The sequence below is a fragment of the Streptomyces nojiriensis genome (assembly GCF_017639205.1).
Classification (GTDB): domain Bacteria; phylum Actinomycetota; class Actinomycetes; order Streptomycetales; family Streptomycetaceae; genus Streptomyces; species Streptomyces nojiriensis.
In genome coordinates this window covers 7,816,820-7,831,163 of the sequence record NZ_CP071139.1, presented here as the reverse complement: position 1 = coordinate 7,831,163, position 14,344 = coordinate 7,816,820, and the positions used below count along the sequence as shown (strand labels likewise).

Genomic DNA, 14,344 nt, shown 5'->3' with positions numbered 1-14,344 from the left:
CGACTGTTCGAGCACCACCCGTGTCCGAGGGCAACCGTGCCCGCGACCGCTTCGGCGTAGAACCCTCATGCGGGTGATGCCGTCGCGAGCTGCGGCCGGGCGCGGGCTTCGTCTCCGACCTGACGTCGGCCGTTCAGCCGAAGTAGTGACCCTTGTCCAGGTCTTCGACAAGTCCCGGCCGGGTCGGCTGCCATCCCATCAGCTCGCGCGTCAGCGTGCTGGAGGACGGCTGGTCGACCGCGAGGACGGGGGCCAGCCAGGTGAAGTGCTCGGCCGCGTCCGCAGCAGGGACGGGGGCCACGGGCAGGTTCAGGTGGCGGCCGATGACCTCGGCGATGTCACGGAGGGGCACGCCCTCGTCCGCGACGGCGTGCAGCGTCGATCCCGCGGGGGCCTTCTCCAGCGCGAGGTGGAACAGGTCCGCGCAATCGAGGCGGTGCACGGCGGGCCAGCGGTTGGTTCCGTCTCCCAAGTAGCCGGAGACGCCCTTGTCGCGGGCGATGCGGACCAGAGTCGCGATGAAGCCGCCGTCCCCGTCGCCGTGAACGGTACGGGGCAGGCGCACGACGGAGGAACGGACACCGCGGGAGGCAAGGGAGAGCACCCACTCCGAGGTGGCGGCCCGTGCTTGCGGGCCCCGGACCTGGGCCGGATCGAGGATGTGGCCGTCGTCTTCGCTTGCGGTGCAGCCGGGTTCGGCGGGCGTCCCGGAAGCGATGGCGAACGGCCGGCCGGAGCCGGTGAGCGCCTCGCCGATCGACTGGACGGCGAGGCGGTCCGCTTCCGCGGCTCCCCGGAAATCGCCCGAGAAGGCGATGTCGTGCTTGAAGGCGAGGTGGATGACGCCGTCCGACTCGGCGGCCGCGCCGTGCAGGACGTCGAGATCGTCGAGAGTTCCGCGGACCGCCTCGGCCCCGGCCGAGGCCAGGGCGGCGGCAGAGGCGTCGGAACGGGCGAGCCCGACGACCTGATGACCCGCGCCGATGAGCACGGGCACAACGGCGGAACCGATCCAGCCGGACGCTCCGGTAACGAGAACACGCATGTGAAAGACCTCCTAGACGGGTCACCCGACCTGGCCGCAGAATGGCGCGCACCAAGCGATGACAGTGACTGACATCGAGAGTACATTTAATGACAGTCACTGTCATCACGTAGGATCGGCCCTATGGGTAGATGGAAGCCGGACGCACGAGGACGACTGGAGCAGGCAGCACTCGAGCTCTACGGCGAGCGGGGGTTCGAACAGACCACCGCGAAGGAGATCGCCGAACGGGCGGGGCTGACGGAACGGACGTTCTTCCGCCACTTCACGGACAAGCGCGAGGTCCTGTTCCCCCACGCGAACCCTCTGCGGGAGTCCCTCCTCACCGCCCTCGACGCCGCCCCCGATACGGCGGCGCCGATCGACGCGGTGGCCGCGGCCCTGGAGAGCGCCTGCGGGCTGTTCGCGGAACGCCGTGAACTCGCCCGGCAGCGCCAGGCGGTCATCGCGGCCAACACCGAGCTCCAGGAACGCGAGCTGATCAAGCTCGCCTCCCTTGCCTCCGCCCTGGCCGAGGCGCTGCGCCGACGCGGTGTCGCCGAACCGGTCGCGAGCCTGGCCGGCGAGGTCGGGATAGCCGCCTTCAAGGTGGCGTTCGGACGCTGGATCGGCGAGCCCGACCAACAGGATCTCTCGCGCCTCGTCCGGGAGACGCTGGAAGGGCTCAAGGCCGTGACCGCGGGCAAGTGATCACCGACAGCGGGCCAGCCAAACGCACGTTCATGCAGGGTTAGCCCGTGCGTGGATGGCAGGGCAGTCCGGGAGGTGTTGGGCCATGACGCTGCTCGGGCCGTCCGCGGCGCCCTCGGGCGAAGAGCTCACGCGCAGGGCGCAGGCCGGTGAGACCGGGGCTCTCGGGCTGTTGATCGCCCGCCATCAGGCGTCGATGCGTGCGGTGGCACTGAGCCTGCTCGGCTACGGACCCGATGTGGAGGACGCGGTACAGGACGCTTCATTGACCGCGTTGCGGCGCATCGGCGACGTCCGGGGCGGCGCCGCCGTCGGTGCCTGGCTGCGGGCGATCGTCCGCATGGCCTGCCGCATGCGCCTGCGTGCCCTCCGGGAGGTACCCGGCCTTGACGGCCTCGACCAGCTGCAGCTGAGTGACGACGAAGGGTCTCCACCCGAGCGGCACATCGTTCGGCATGCGATGCGCGACTGGACCTGGGAGGCGGTGAAGGGCCTGCCGCAGCACTGACCGCGACCGCCTCGCAGGCACATGGTGATGCGTCCGCGGTGACGGAGGCGAGCCGGGATGTACCCCTCGGATTTCCGCGACACCGCCGCGGACGTACGGATCACGCTGCTCGCGGCGCTGTGCTCCTCCCGCCAGGCGGAGACCACGGACGCGCTGGTGGAGCTGCTGGTGGCTCTGGTCCACAAGATCAACGCCCGTGCCGAGCGCCGGGTGGAGAAGCAGCTGACGGCGGAGCTGAAGAAGGTCCGCGGCAAGGAGGGCATCCCCTTCAAGCTCGCCGACGCGGCGATCGGCAAGCCGAACGAGGTGGTGCGCACGGCGCTGTACCCGGTGGTCGGGGAGAAGACGCTGCGCGACCTGGTGGCGGAGGCGAACGAAGAGGTCTTCAAGGTCAAGGTCCGTACCACCCTGCGCTTCTCGTACAGCTCCTACTACCGGCAGATGCTGCCGCCGCTGCTGAGGACGCTGGGCTTCAGGTGCAACAACACCGCCTACCGGCCGGTGATGGACGCTATGAGGCTGCTGGAGAAGTACGCGGAGGTCGACGGCAAGACCCGCTTCTACGACGCCGCCGACGAGGTGCCGATGGACGGCGTCGTGCGCAAGGACTGGCGCTCGGCGGTCGTTGACGACAAGGGCGGGGTCGAGCGCATCCCTTACGAACTGTGCACGCTGGTGGCGCTGCCGGAGGCGATCAGGCGCCGCGAGATCTGCATCGAGGGCGGCCTGCGCCGGCGTAACCCGGAGGACGACCTGGCGGGCGACTTCGACGCCACCCGCACCGTGCACTACGCCGCGATCCGCCAGCCCCAGGACCCCGCCGAGTTCGTCACCGGCTTGAAGCAGCGGATGACCGACGGCCCGGACCGGCTGTCCGCCGCTCCGGCAGACGGCTCGGCGGGCGGGTCACCACCCACAAGGGTGAGCCGTGGATCACCGTGCCGAGGCTGGAGAAGCTGGACGAGCCCACCGGCCTGGCGGCCCTGAAAGAGGAGGTCGTAAGCCGATGGGGCGTCCTCGACCTCCTGGACGTACTCAAGCACGCCGACTTCACGACTGGCTTCACCGACGAGTTCGCCTCCGTCGCCGCGTACGAGCGGATCGACCGCGCCACCCTCCAGCGCCGCCTGTTGCTCGCGCTGTTCGCGCTGGGCACGAACATGGGCATCCGCACGATCGTGGCGACCGGCGAGCACGGGGAGACCGAGGCCGCGCTACGGCACGTCCGCCGGCATTTCATCACCGTCGACAACCTCCGGGCCGCCGTCACCAAACTGGTGAACTCCACCTTCGCCGCCCGCGATGCCGCATGGTGGGGCCGTGGCACGGCGTGCGCCTCGGACTCGAAGAAGTTCGGCTCGTGGTTCCTCGAACTTCATGACCGAGTACCACGCCCGCTACGGCGGCAACGGCGTGACGATCTACTGGCACGTGGAGCGCAAGAACGTCTGCATCTACTCGCAGCTCAAGAGCTGTTCTTCCTCTGAGGTTGCGGCGATGATCGAGGGCCTGCTGCGGCACTGCACGGAGGCCGAGATCGGGTCCGACTACGTGGACACACACGGCGCGAGCGTGGTGGGGTTCGCCTTTACTGAGCTGCTGCTCAACTTCCGGCTGCTGCCCCGGTTGAAGAACATCGGCAGCATCCGCCTGTACCGACCGGACGACGACCCGCCCGGGTGGTCGTCCGGTCGGCGCCTCCCTGACCCGGGCCATCAAGTGGGACCTGATCGAGCAGCAGTACGACCAGATGGTCAAGTGAGCCACCGCCCTGCGCCGGGGCACCGCCGAGGCCGGGCAGGTGCTGCGGCGCTTCACCCGCGGCGGCCTCAAGCACCCCATCTGCTCCGCGCTCGAAGAACTCGGCCGCGCCGTACGCACGACCTTCGCGTGCGACTACCTCGCCGGCCCCGGCATGGCGCACGTCAACACCCTGCTGTTCAGCAGGTCCTCGCCGAACCGGCCTGGGCGAAGAAGCTGTCCGACGAGGACCGGCGAGGACCGGCGAGGACCGGCGAGGACTGACTGCGCTGTTCTGGTCGAACATCAACCCGTACGGCACCTTCCGCGTCGACACGGACGAGCGGCTCGACCTGCTGCCTGCCCTGGTGCCCGGGCCGCGCCGGGCGGCGGATGACGGCGTTCAAGCAGCAGGCTCGGTATCCGGCCGCTGAACCGGAGCAACACCGCCGCCCGCGTCGTGGCCACCCGCAACCTTCCATGGACGTGATCTAGGCGGGAGCATGCTGGTATCGGTGGACGGGGGTGGCAGACCATGGGGCGTAGACGGGGTGCGTGGGGCGGGTCGGCGGTAGCGGGAGCGGCCGCAGTGGTGGCGGCTGTGCTGGGGCCGGTGACCAACTACGCCAGTGAGGCGGTGCCTGGCTGGGCGGCGCAGGCGTGGGTGATCTGGCCGGTGTTCGCCGTGCTGGTGGCGGTCAGCATCGGGCTGTTGCTGTGGGGCCGGCATCTGGATGCCGCAGCAAGGCCCCCGGCGCGGCTGGCACCGGTGAGCCGACTGGCCCGGGGCCAGCAGGCTTCGTTACGTCCCCCGTATGTTCAGCGCGTGCGGGGGCGTGAGGGCGAACTCGCCGTGCTGGCAGGCATGCTTCGGCGGCCACAAGGCCGGTTCGCGGTGCTGTGCGCGGTCGGCGGGATGGGCAAGACAACGGTGGCCGCGCAATTGGCCACCCAGGCCGAGGCGGCGGGCTGGCGAGTGTTTTGGGTGCGCTGGCGCGACGGTGCCGAGCTGGCACAGCAGATGGTGCAGGTGGCGCTGGCCTGCGGCCTGCCAGAGGCAGAGCTGGAGGCCGCGCACGCGGGGCAGGCGAGCCTGCCGGATGTGGTCTGGCGACAGTTGGGCCGGGTGCGGCGGTGGCTGCTGGTGGTGGACAACGCCGACGAGCCGCACGAGATCGGCCCGGCAGGGGAGCCGGTGGCCGACTATCGCGGCTGGATCCGTCCTCACGGCCGGGGCCTGCTGGTGGTGACCAGCCGGGATGGCAGCGAGCAGACCTGGGGTCCGTGCGCGCAGCTGCTGCTACTGGAGCCGCTGCCGGTGCGGCCTGCGGGGCAGGTCCTGCTGGACGCTGCTCCCGCAGCCGGCACCGCCGAGCAGGCCCGGGAGCTGGCGGCGCGACTGGGTGGGCTGCCACTGGCGTTGCACGCGGCTGGCACCTATCTGGCCGGACCCACCAGCCGCTACCGCACCTTTGCCGCCTACCGCCAGGCCCTGGAACAGGAACTGCGGTTCTTGTTGGGAGCGGCGGACCCGAATGCCTCCCATCCGCAGGTCGCCCGCGCCGTGGTGCGGCACACCTGGGAGGTGTCCTTGGATCAGCTCGCCGGGGAGGGCAACGCTTTGGCCCGCCCTGTGTTGCGACTGCTGGCCCTGCTGGCTCAGGCCCCCGTCCCACTGTCCCTGATCACCCCGGACCTGCTATCCGTCGTCACCGGACACGACGTCACCGCGGTGGCCCTGGAGGCCGCGTTCGCCGGCCTGCACCGCTACGGTCTCCTCGGCCTGCCCCACTCTCCCGGCAGCACCGGCCCGGCGTCGGGCAGCAGTGAGGGGGCGCAGGTGGTGCTGCATCCCCTGATCCGAGAGATCAACGCTGTCGCCCTCACGGCCGAGACCTCCGATCTCGCCGTGTGGCACCAGGCCCTTGCCGAGCGGCTGACCACGGCCGTGCACGAGGCCAACCAGCGCGGGCGCGCTGGTTGGCCTGCAGCCGTGCTCCTCGCCCCCCACCTGCCGCTGCTGCTCGACTACGCGGACCCGCGCACCGCCGCACAGCACCGCACCACTCTCAACGCCCTGGCGCAGATGCTGCAGCAGGCTGGCGCTTTCGGTGCGGCGCGCCTGCTGCACGAACGGGTCCTCGACGTCGAGACCCGCATGCTGGGCGCCGAGCACCCCGATACCTTCACCAGCCGCAACGACTTGGGCAATGCCTTGTTCGGAATGGGAGAGCCGGCCGAGGCAATACGCCTGCTCCGGCAGACGCTGGAGGGCCGCACCCGCGTCCTGGGCCCCGTGCACCCCGATACCTTGACCAGCCGCAATGACCTCGCATGCGCTTTGGACGGGACGGGTGAGCATGCCGAGGCAGTAGGTCTGCTGCGGCAGACCCTCAACGACCGTACCCGTGTCCTGGGCCCCGAGCATCCGCATACCCTGGCCAGCCGGGACAGCCTCGGTCTCGCGCTGGACGGGATGGGCGAGCACGCACATGCAGTGCGCATGCACCGGAGCACCCTTGGCGACCGCATCCGTGTCCTGGGCCCCGAGCACCACCTCACCCTGCTCAGCCGCCACAACCTCGCCAGTGCCCTGGCCAGGGCGGGTGAGCAGACGGAAGCGATACAACTGCTGCGGCAGGCGCTCAACGACCACGCCCGCATTCTGGGCGACGAGCATCCGCACACGCTGGCCAGCCGTGACGGCCTCGGTCTCGCACTGGACGGGATGGGCGAGCACGCACAAGCAGTGCGCATGCACCGGCAGACCCTGGAGGACCGCACCCGCATCCTGAGCCCCGAGCACCCGGATACCCTTGCCAGTCGCCACAACCTCGCTCTCGCTTTGACCAGTGCAGGTGAGCAGGCCGAGGCGATAGACCTGCTGCGCCGAACCCTCGATGACCGCGTCCGCATCCTGGGCGACGAGCACACGCATACCTTGAGCACCCGCAACGCGCTGGAGACAGCGCTGGCCATGTCCACCCAACGGCCACAGAGCCGGTGGTGGCACTGGCTGCGGCGCAGGAACGTCGCAGCCGGTGGCGGTTGAGGGTCGTGTACGAGGAGAGTGCACCGGGCGTCGGCGTGGTGGGCGCGGTCACCGGCTCGGCAGGCGTGGGCAAGACCACCTTCGCGGTCCGGGCCGCTCATGCCCTTCGGTCGAGCCAGCCACTTCTTGGAGACGGCCGCCCGCCATGAGCACGTGCCCCGGGTGCTCGACCGGCGCGAGGACATCGTCGTGCAGATCACGGAACGGGAGGAGCAGCTCGGCACGGCCGTCCAGGACGATCGAGTGAGCAGCTCCACCTCCCTGGTCAGCGTAATGAGATCGGAGGCGGGGAAAACGCGATGGGGTATCACGTCGCCACCATGCTCAGCCTGCACGAACGGTTCTACGAACAGGGCAGTCCCGTCCCACGCTTCCTCATCCTGGATCAGCCGTCCCAGGTGTATTCCCCGAAGAGCCAACGACGGCACCCCCGTGACTGACCGGGCAGCGCCGCTGAACCTGTACAAGACCATCCGGCGCACCATCGACGCCTTGCAGGGCGAGTTCCAGGTCATCGTCATGGAACACGCCGACCTCGACGAGGAACCCTTCCGCAGCGCCGTCCAAGCCCGCTGGAGGCGCAGTAACGGCGACGCCCTGGTCCCGCATGACTGGATCACAGATGAGATCGACGAAGACGTAACCAGCTGAACCATCCCCAATCAAGGGCTGCGAAGAGCCAGCTCCGGCACGAGGCGAGCCGCCCCTACCAAGCAGGGCGCTGAGAAGAAGTCTTCTCCGACCTGACCCATCTGCCACAAGGGCCGCGCTCAACCTCATCCCAGCAGCGCCCCACCCCATGCTCAGCCCGCCCGCAGCCGCTCGCTCGGGCGCGGCCGCCGTCGTCGGCGTCCCGGCGCACGACGTCCACTGTGCGCGGGCTGTCCGCATTGACCCCCAGCCGTGTCCCGTGACCAGGCTGGGGGCTCGCCCCGAAGCGCCGACGGGTGTCAGTCGCCGGGCTTCATCTTGGTGGCGGTGGCACCCGTGGCGGCGGTCGTCGGGGGCTTGACCTGGATCCAGCCCGCCTTGCTCGGTGCGCCTTCCTCGTTGAGGAGGAAGAGCATGTAGTGACCGGGCGGGGCCGCGGCGGCGGTCGGTGGGGCCTGGAGCTCCAGGAAGTTGCCGCCGCGGCTCTTGATACGTAGTTCGAGGTGACGCTGGCTGGTGTTGATCGAGTGGGTGGCGGTGGTCGGGGCCAGCAGGACGGCGCGGGTGACGTCGTTGGGCGTGCTCGTGCTGACCGTGATCTTCTCGTTGTAGACGACGCTGGGGTTGAAGATCAGGCCGAGCGAGGGGCGGCTGCCCTGGTGGAGGTAGGCGGGCTCGTAGATCTCGATGCTGCCGTTGTTGTTGTCGGTGATGTCGGGGTCGTTGGCGAGCTGCTGTAGCTCGTCGCCCGTGATCATGACTCGGCCGTCCGGGAGGACCACGGCGTTGGAGTGGTAGCCGCGCGGAAGCCGCTGCACGGGGCCGAGCTTCCAGTCGCCGTTCTCGTCGCGCAGTTCGACCTGGCGGTACTTCAGGTCGGCGTTGGGGTTGTACGGTCCGTTGCCGTAGTCGCGGATGTCGAAGGCACCGTTGACGGTGAGCAGGTTGCCGTTCGGCAGGAGCAGGGTGTCGTCCTGGGTGCGGCCGAAGGCGCGGGGCTTCTCGGTGTTCCACTTGCCGCCGGCCAGACGGTAGGTGTTCGGGTCGTTGCGGTCGCCGCCGAGGACCAGGACCGAGTCGGGGCCTCTGAAGCCGGCCGGCAGGGGGACGGCGGAGCCGTAGTTGCGCCTCCACTCCCCGCCGTCCGGGCCCGGCTTGCCCTTGTTGATGTCCGGGCGGTTCGGCAGGTCGGTCTTGGTGTCGGCGGCGGTGTCGAAGAGCCATTGCTGGTCCACGGAGCGGCCGAGTCCGTAGATCTTCCCGTCGCGCAGCGAGAACAGCTGCGGATAGTCCCACTTGAAGGGGGCTTCGGTCTTGAGCTGGTCCACTCCCCAGCCGATCGGCTTGACCGATTTCTCGAAGGGCACCTGGTGGGTCGCGGCGGGGAAGCGCTCGACGACGGGGGTGGGGGTGCCCCAGCCGAGCTCCGACTGACCGGACATGATCACCTGGCGCCCGTCGGCGCCGGTGACCACGCTCGGGTACCACCGGCCGACGGACATGTCCTTGTTCAGGTACCACTCCTCCGCCCACGGGTCGAAGACCAGGGACAGCTTGGCGCCGCTGCCTCCGTTGCCGCCGAGGTTGCCGCCGAAGACGCCGAGCATGCCGTTGGGCAGGTAGGAGTGGCCGGCACAGAAGAACGGGGCCGGGCGGGGTTCGTTCTTGCCGTCGGGCATGTTGATGACCGGCGGCTTCTTCTCGGTGAACGCGTCGGCGCCGGTCCCCTTGGCAGGGTCCCAGATCCAGGCGCGGCCGGCGTTCTCCTTGCCGATGGTTTGGGTGGGGGCGGGCTCATTCTGCGGGTTGGTCTCGATCCGCTCGAAGGAGAACAGCAGGACCTTGCCGGTGGGCAGCAGCGCGACGTGGGCCGCGAAGTCCGGGGACTGGAAGTACTCCTGGAACCGGCCGAACTCGGCCGGGTCGAAGGATGCGTTGGCCTTCTCCTGGGAGGCGGTCAGCGCCTTGAGCCGCTCCGTACGGGTGGTCTGCGGGTACTCGCCGACGCCGGCCATGGCCATCCGGGTGCGGGCGTGCTCCTCGGCGTGCTCCTTGCCGAGCGTCGCAGCCTCCTCCGGGTCGACGGTGACCGGTGCGCTCGCCGCCCGGGAGGCGGGGCCGTACGGGACGGCATCGCCCTCGTCTCCGTGACCGGTGTGGGCGAGTACGGGGCCTGCCGACGCCAGGGCCATGGACACGGCCATCGCGGTGGCGGCACAGACTGAGATCGCCGTGGCGAGCCTCCGGCGGGCGGGTAGGCGCGGATTGCTGCGGGACATGGGACTCCTTGCCGGCAAGAGGAAGGCGCAGCGGCCCCGGCTGGGGGACACGTCGGCTGACACGGGCTGCACCAGGACTGCCACATGTTCACGCACAGTGACGATCTTCAGTGTTGAGGCGCGCCGGTCGACTGTCGCTCCGAGACGCGCAGGCGGGTGACTGCGACCAACCCAAAGGTTTCTTCACGCCTTCTACCAGCAGATTCGAGGCGGAAATGGGTGGCGGTCGGCGTAATCGGCCAGTCGGTCGGTGGGAGTGCACGGGAGTGCCGCATACGTTGTTGATTACTCTGCGCAGCATCGGCGCGGAGGTGTCGATCTTCTAGGGAGAGCATCGTGGACGATCTCAAGCTGCGTGAGAGCGACGACATCCAGGGCGATGTGATCGCCGGCTTCAAGAAGGACCAGATGACCCTGCTGTTCCTCAAGTTCGAGGATGCAGCGCGGGCGCGCACCTGGGTCAAGGCGCTGGAACCGCAGATTTCCACGACGAGGCAGGTGGCGACCTTCAATGCCGCCTTCAGCAAGGCCAGGAAGGCCTCGGCCGGCGACGACCCGAAGGCGCTGAAGGCCACCTGGATCAATGTCAGTTTCACCTGCGCGGGCCTGTGGGAGCTGACCGGAAAGGACCCGCTGCCCTCCGTCAAGCCCGGCAGCGGTCTGGAGGCCTTCAAGCAGGGCTCGGACAAGCGGGCACTCGGGGACACCGGCGACAGCTCGCCGGAGATGTGGCTCTTCGGCAACGGCAAGGGCCAGGTCGTCCACGCCGTGCTCACCGTCGCCTCGGACACCGTCCAGGACCTCCAGGCGACGGTCAGACAGCAGCGCGAGGCGTGCGCCGCGGCCAAGATCGTGATCGTGTTCCAGCAGGACGCCGCCACCCTGTCCGGCAGCCGGAGGGGGAAGGAGCACTTCGGCTTCAAGGACGGCGTCAGCGAGCCCGGTGTCATCGGCTTCGACGAGCCGGACCCCGTCAAGCCCGAGTACGTCAAGGGCCATCACGGCACCCGGCTGATCCCGCCCGGCGAGTTCGTCGTCGGGCACGACCGGGTCGGCGGCGTGCCGCACGAGACGCCCGACTGGGCTGACAACGGCAGCTTCCAGGTGGTGCGCCGGCTCGGCCAGGACGTCCCCGGCTTCTGGTTCCAGGTCGCCGGGCAGCTGAAGGCGCTCAAGCAGGCCAAGGTGGTGCCGCCCGAGGCCACCACGGAGTGGCTGGCCGCCCGCCTCGTCGGCCGCTGGCGGTCCGGCACCCCCGTCGCCACGTGCCCGAATGCCGACCGGCCCTCCAGCGCGCTGGCCGGGGAGGACAACGACTTCGGCTACCGCAACGACCCCGAGGGCTTCATCACCCCGCTCTTCTCGCACCTGCGCAAGACCAACCCCCGGGACGGCCTGCAGGAGAAGCCCGGTGATCCGCCGTTCGACGAGAATCCGGTGATGGACCGCCGCCGGATCATCCGCCGCGGCGCCCCGTACGGCGCGCCCTTCGACCCCGCCTCGGAGGGCCCCGGAGGGCCCGACGAGAAGCGCGGCCTGCTCTTCGTCTGCTACCAGTCGGACCTTGTGCAGCAGTTCGAGTTCATCCAGAAGGCATGGATCAACAGCCCGGACTTCCCACCCAACCGGACCAACAAGCCCGGCCCTGACGGAATGGTCGGCGCCGCCGGCAAGCTCAGTTACGAGACCCCCGGCAAGACCACGCAGCTGAGCCTGAGCCAGTTCGTCTTCACCGAGGGGTCCGTCTACGCCTTCGCTCCCTCGCTGACCCTGCTACGGCTGCTCGGTGACGGCCGGCTCACCGACAAGCCGCCCACCGTAGTCCGGCCGACCGACGCCTTCCTGCCCATCCCCGACATGCAACGGGACAAGGGCAAGAGCTGGTACTGGGCGTATGGGGCGGGCAGTGACGGCGCCGTCTGCCGAACGGTCTCCATCGCCGACGGGGACGAGCACACGGACGTCATCGAGCGCCCCGACCGGCCGCTGACCATGTGGCCGTGCTACATCGGAGTGACGAAGGTCGACGCGGTCCTGCCCGTCCCGGACGAACAGCGGATCAATGGCCGCAGCCGGTTCTGGCTGTTCCACACCGTCGAGGGCCGGCAGGTCTACCGGCGGATCTGGATCGCCGACGGCGCCGAGTCCGGGCTCCCTCCCGAGCAGGCGGCCGGGACCGACCTGCCGGACCGTTCCCTCTCCGCTTGGGCCTCGTTCAGCGGCATCGAAAGCGTGGACGCCTTCCTGCCGGTGCCCGACATGCAGCGGGTGAACGGCAAGAGCCACTACTGGGTCTTCCACACCCTCATGGGTCGCCAGGTCTACCGGCTCGTCTCGATCGCCGACGGCAGGATGCACCAGGACGCCCTCGAGCGCGGCGACCGAGGGCTCGACCTATGGCGATCACTGACCGGGATCACAAGGGTCGACGAATTCCTCGCGGTCCCGGACATGCAGCGGATCAACGGCATGAGTCTGTTCTGGGTGTTCCACCAGGACCAGTACCGGATCATCGTGATCCGCGACGGCCACGGCCACGAGGACCAGATCACGGTCGAGGACCGACCCCTGACCATGTGGACGTCCCTGACGGGCTGACGGGTGCCCTGCCCTTGCCCTTCGGGAGCGACCGCTGGACCATGGCCGCACCCCGCCACGGCCGCCACCGGGCGGCCAGAAGCGGGTGCGGTCGCGGCGTGCTCTGGCCAGGTGGTCGCGCCGTGACTGTCGACCAGTTCTGGCCTCCCCCACTCGGGGGAGGCCACCGTCCCGCTCTCGCTCCACAGGGCCGTCTGAGTCCGTCGCGCAGGGTGATGAAGTCTGTTTGGTGGCGCGTGACGATGTGTGGCATGAGCATTCAAACGAGCGACTCGACGGTCATCTCCGCAGCGGCGCCGCCCCGCTGGGCTGTCTGCGCTGCGCATCTGACGACATGGGTGGTCCTGCCGAGCGGACTGAGCTTCCGCCAACCTGAAGTCGCAGGTCAAAGGACCTGGTGTGTTCAACTGTTGGGGTGCTCGCGCTGGTCGTGGACGGCTGTCTGAGGAGTAAATCGTCTGGCAGGGCCGGACGGCTCCCTGGATTCTGCTCGCTCGAGTCGGTCGGCCTTCTACGATCCGGTGCATGGATCCCGAGCTGCTGGAACGGATCACCGCGCGGCGCGCGGAACTGGACGAACTTGAAGAACAGCTGGTTAAGCAGCTGGCGGAGGTGCGGGCAGAGCGGGACGAACTCGCCCTCGCCGAACGTGTCCTTGAGCGTGTGAGCGACCAGCTCGCCGACGAACGTGCCTCGGCCGCGCTGCCGCCCGGGCAGGTGGGCGGCCGGGCGGTGATGCTGATCCCGCACCGTACGCCGGATGTGGAGGAGACCATGCGCCCGCCGGACTATCAACGCGTCCTTGCCGCGGGGCGGCAGGCCGCGGGGCCGGTCATGGCTCGGCAGGTCGGCGAGATGCCGGGAGTGGACGTCAGCGTGCGGGCCAAGCTTGAACTGCTGCGGGGGGAGGCTGGTCAGACTCGTTGATCGCGGCTGGCTGCGGAAGCTGCCCGACGGCCGGTTCACCACCTGCCTGTGACCGGGCATGCCCGACGCCCCGAGTTGGGAGGCGCGGGCGTAACCGGGGTGCCCCCCCCGGCGGCCGTTGGATTTGTGTGACGAAAACCAAGAAACGCGCCGAGGGCACGTGCTCGCTTGTCTACCAGTGCCCTCTGCCGCTGTCCACGCGGACCGTCAACCACCTCGCCGACCTGCTGCGACGCCATCTGAAGGCGATACGGTCCAGGTGCCGGATCCTTCCGCCCGGACGGATCGCGGTGATCGTTCTGGCTGTGCTGCTTCGTCCCGCAGCCGAATCTCGCCGCAAACAGCCCGGAGGCCCTGCTGGCCGCCCTACCCGCGGTGAAGCTCGCCAAGGGGGTCGTCTCCCTGGGCGCCGTCCCCGTCAGCGGACCGGTATGGAGTAGGCCCCGACGCAGCTGAAGCTCCCCGGAGATTTCCCCGGGGAGCCCGGCACTCTTCGGGCAACAACAAAGCCCCGGGTCCATGACCTGGGGCTTTCGCGTGGAGCGAATGACGGGAATCGAACCCGCGCCATAGGCTTGGGAATCAACGGCACATCGGACGACCACACCCCCGCTGACCTGCAGGTATCACCTGCCGGGAGTGTGATCGGCAGCCCATCTGAGCACCCGTATCAACGCTGTTGACCGCTCTCAAGGATAGGGATAGGGCACGGCGATGCCGTAGGTGATCTCCAACGTCATATGGCCACCGTGATGGGGCGAAGGTCCTCCATGGTTTGGCGCCGCCTGCGCGCATTGCTCGCACGAACGCGCATTTGCCGTTCGCCGTTGGCGCCTGGCCGGTACGGCATACCG

General features: G+C 69.2%; 12 protein-coding genes and 1 pseudogene. 11 read left to right on the top strand and 2 right to left on the bottom strand.

What is annotated here, in order from left to right; translation table 11 throughout:
• Window positions 1-133: 133 nt before the first annotated feature.
• Window positions 134-1,045 (bottom strand): SDR family oxidoreductase, encoded by a 912-nt coding sequence (locus JYK04_RS36010; protein ID WP_189747915.1) that lies wholly within the window; start codon window positions 1,043-1,045, stop codon window positions 134-136.
• A gap of 123 nt (window positions 1,046-1,168) precedes the next feature.
• Between JYK04_RS36010 and JYK04_RS36005 the strand changes: the two genes are divergently transcribed.
• The 9 genes and pseudogenes from JYK04_RS36005 to JYK04_RS35970 all read left to right on the top strand — a co-directional run bounded on the left by JYK04_RS36005 (window position 1,169) and on the right by JYK04_RS35970 (window position 7,686).
• Window positions 1,169-1,735, top strand: a complete 567-nt coding sequence (locus tag JYK04_RS36005; RefSeq protein WP_189747917.1) for a TetR family transcriptional regulator — start codon at window positions 1,169-1,171, stop codon at window positions 1,733-1,735.
• Window positions 1,736-1,820: 85 nt separating this feature from the next.
• Window positions 1,821-2,243, top strand: a complete 423-nt coding sequence (locus JYK04_RS36000; protein ID WP_189747919.1) for an RNA polymerase sigma factor — start codon at window positions 1,821-1,823, stop codon at window positions 2,241-2,243.
• Between the two features lie 57 nt (window positions 2,244-2,300).
• The gene (locus JYK04_RS35995) at window positions 2,301-3,230 is read left to right on the top strand and encodes a hypothetical protein (protein WP_189747921.1); all 930 of its coding nucleotides are present in this window, start codon (window positions 2,301-2,303) and stop codon (window positions 3,228-3,230) included.
• Window positions 3,182-3,730 carry a Tn3 family transposase gene (locus JYK04_RS35990; RefSeq protein WP_189747923.1) on the top strand — a complete coding sequence of 183 codons (549 nt, stop codon included), beginning with the start codon at window positions 3,182-3,184 and terminating at the stop codon, window positions 3,728-3,730. The genes JYK04_RS35995 and JYK04_RS35990 overlap by 49 nt, the downstream gene beginning before the upstream one ends.
• Window positions 3,621-3,854 (top strand): annotated as a pseudogene (locus tag JYK04_RS42025) (Tn3 family transposase); the annotation flags it as partial. The gene JYK04_RS35990 and the pseudogene JYK04_RS42025, both read left to right, overlap by 110 nt.
• A 190-nt stretch (window positions 3,855-4,044) precedes the next feature.
• Window positions 4,045-4,380: a Tn3 family transposase gene (locus tag JYK04_RS42020; RefSeq protein WP_268254189.1), complete on the top strand. Its 336-nt coding sequence runs from the start codon at window positions 4,045-4,047 to the stop codon at window positions 4,378-4,380.
• A 216-nt stretch (window positions 4,381-4,596) separates the two neighbouring features.
• Window positions 4,597-7,035, top strand: a complete 2,439-nt coding sequence (gene fxsT, locus JYK04_RS35980; RefSeq protein ID WP_189747927.1) for an FxSxx-COOH system tetratricopeptide repeat protein — start codon at window positions 4,597-4,599, stop codon at window positions 7,033-7,035.
• A gap of 278 nt (window positions 7,036-7,313) precedes the next feature.
• On the top strand, window positions 7,314-7,475 hold the full coding sequence (locus JYK04_RS42460; RefSeq protein ID WP_373297544.1) for a DUF3732 domain-containing protein: 162 nt from the start codon (window positions 7,314-7,316) through the stop codon (window positions 7,473-7,475).
• Entirely contained in the window at window positions 7,468-7,686 is a 219-nt protein-coding gene (locus JYK04_RS35970) for a DUF3732 domain-containing protein (protein ID WP_189747931.1), read from the top strand. Before JYK04_RS42460 ends, JYK04_RS35970 begins: the two co-directional genes overlap by 8 nt.
• 299 nt (window positions 7,687-7,985) lie before the next feature.
• Here the strand turns inward: JYK04_RS35970 and JYK04_RS35965 are convergent, their stop codons facing one another.
• Window positions 7,986-9,965: a galactose oxidase early set domain-containing protein gene (locus JYK04_RS35965; RefSeq protein ID WP_229876934.1), complete on the bottom strand. Its 1,980-nt coding sequence runs from the start codon at window positions 9,963-9,965 to the stop codon at window positions 7,986-7,988.
• Window positions 9,966-10,301: 336 nt separating this feature from the next.
• Here JYK04_RS35965 and JYK04_RS35960 point away from each other — a divergent pair, with 336 nt between their 5' ends.
• Entirely contained in the window at window positions 10,302-12,563 is a 2,262-nt protein-coding gene (locus JYK04_RS35960) for a Dyp-type peroxidase (RefSeq protein WP_229876935.1), read from the top strand.
• A gap of 525 nt (window positions 12,564-13,088) precedes the next feature.
• Window positions 13,089-13,490, top strand: a complete 402-nt coding sequence (locus tag JYK04_RS35955; protein WP_229876936.1) for a hypothetical protein — start codon at window positions 13,089-13,091, stop codon at window positions 13,488-13,490.
• Window positions 13,491-14,344: the final 854 nt, after the last annotated feature.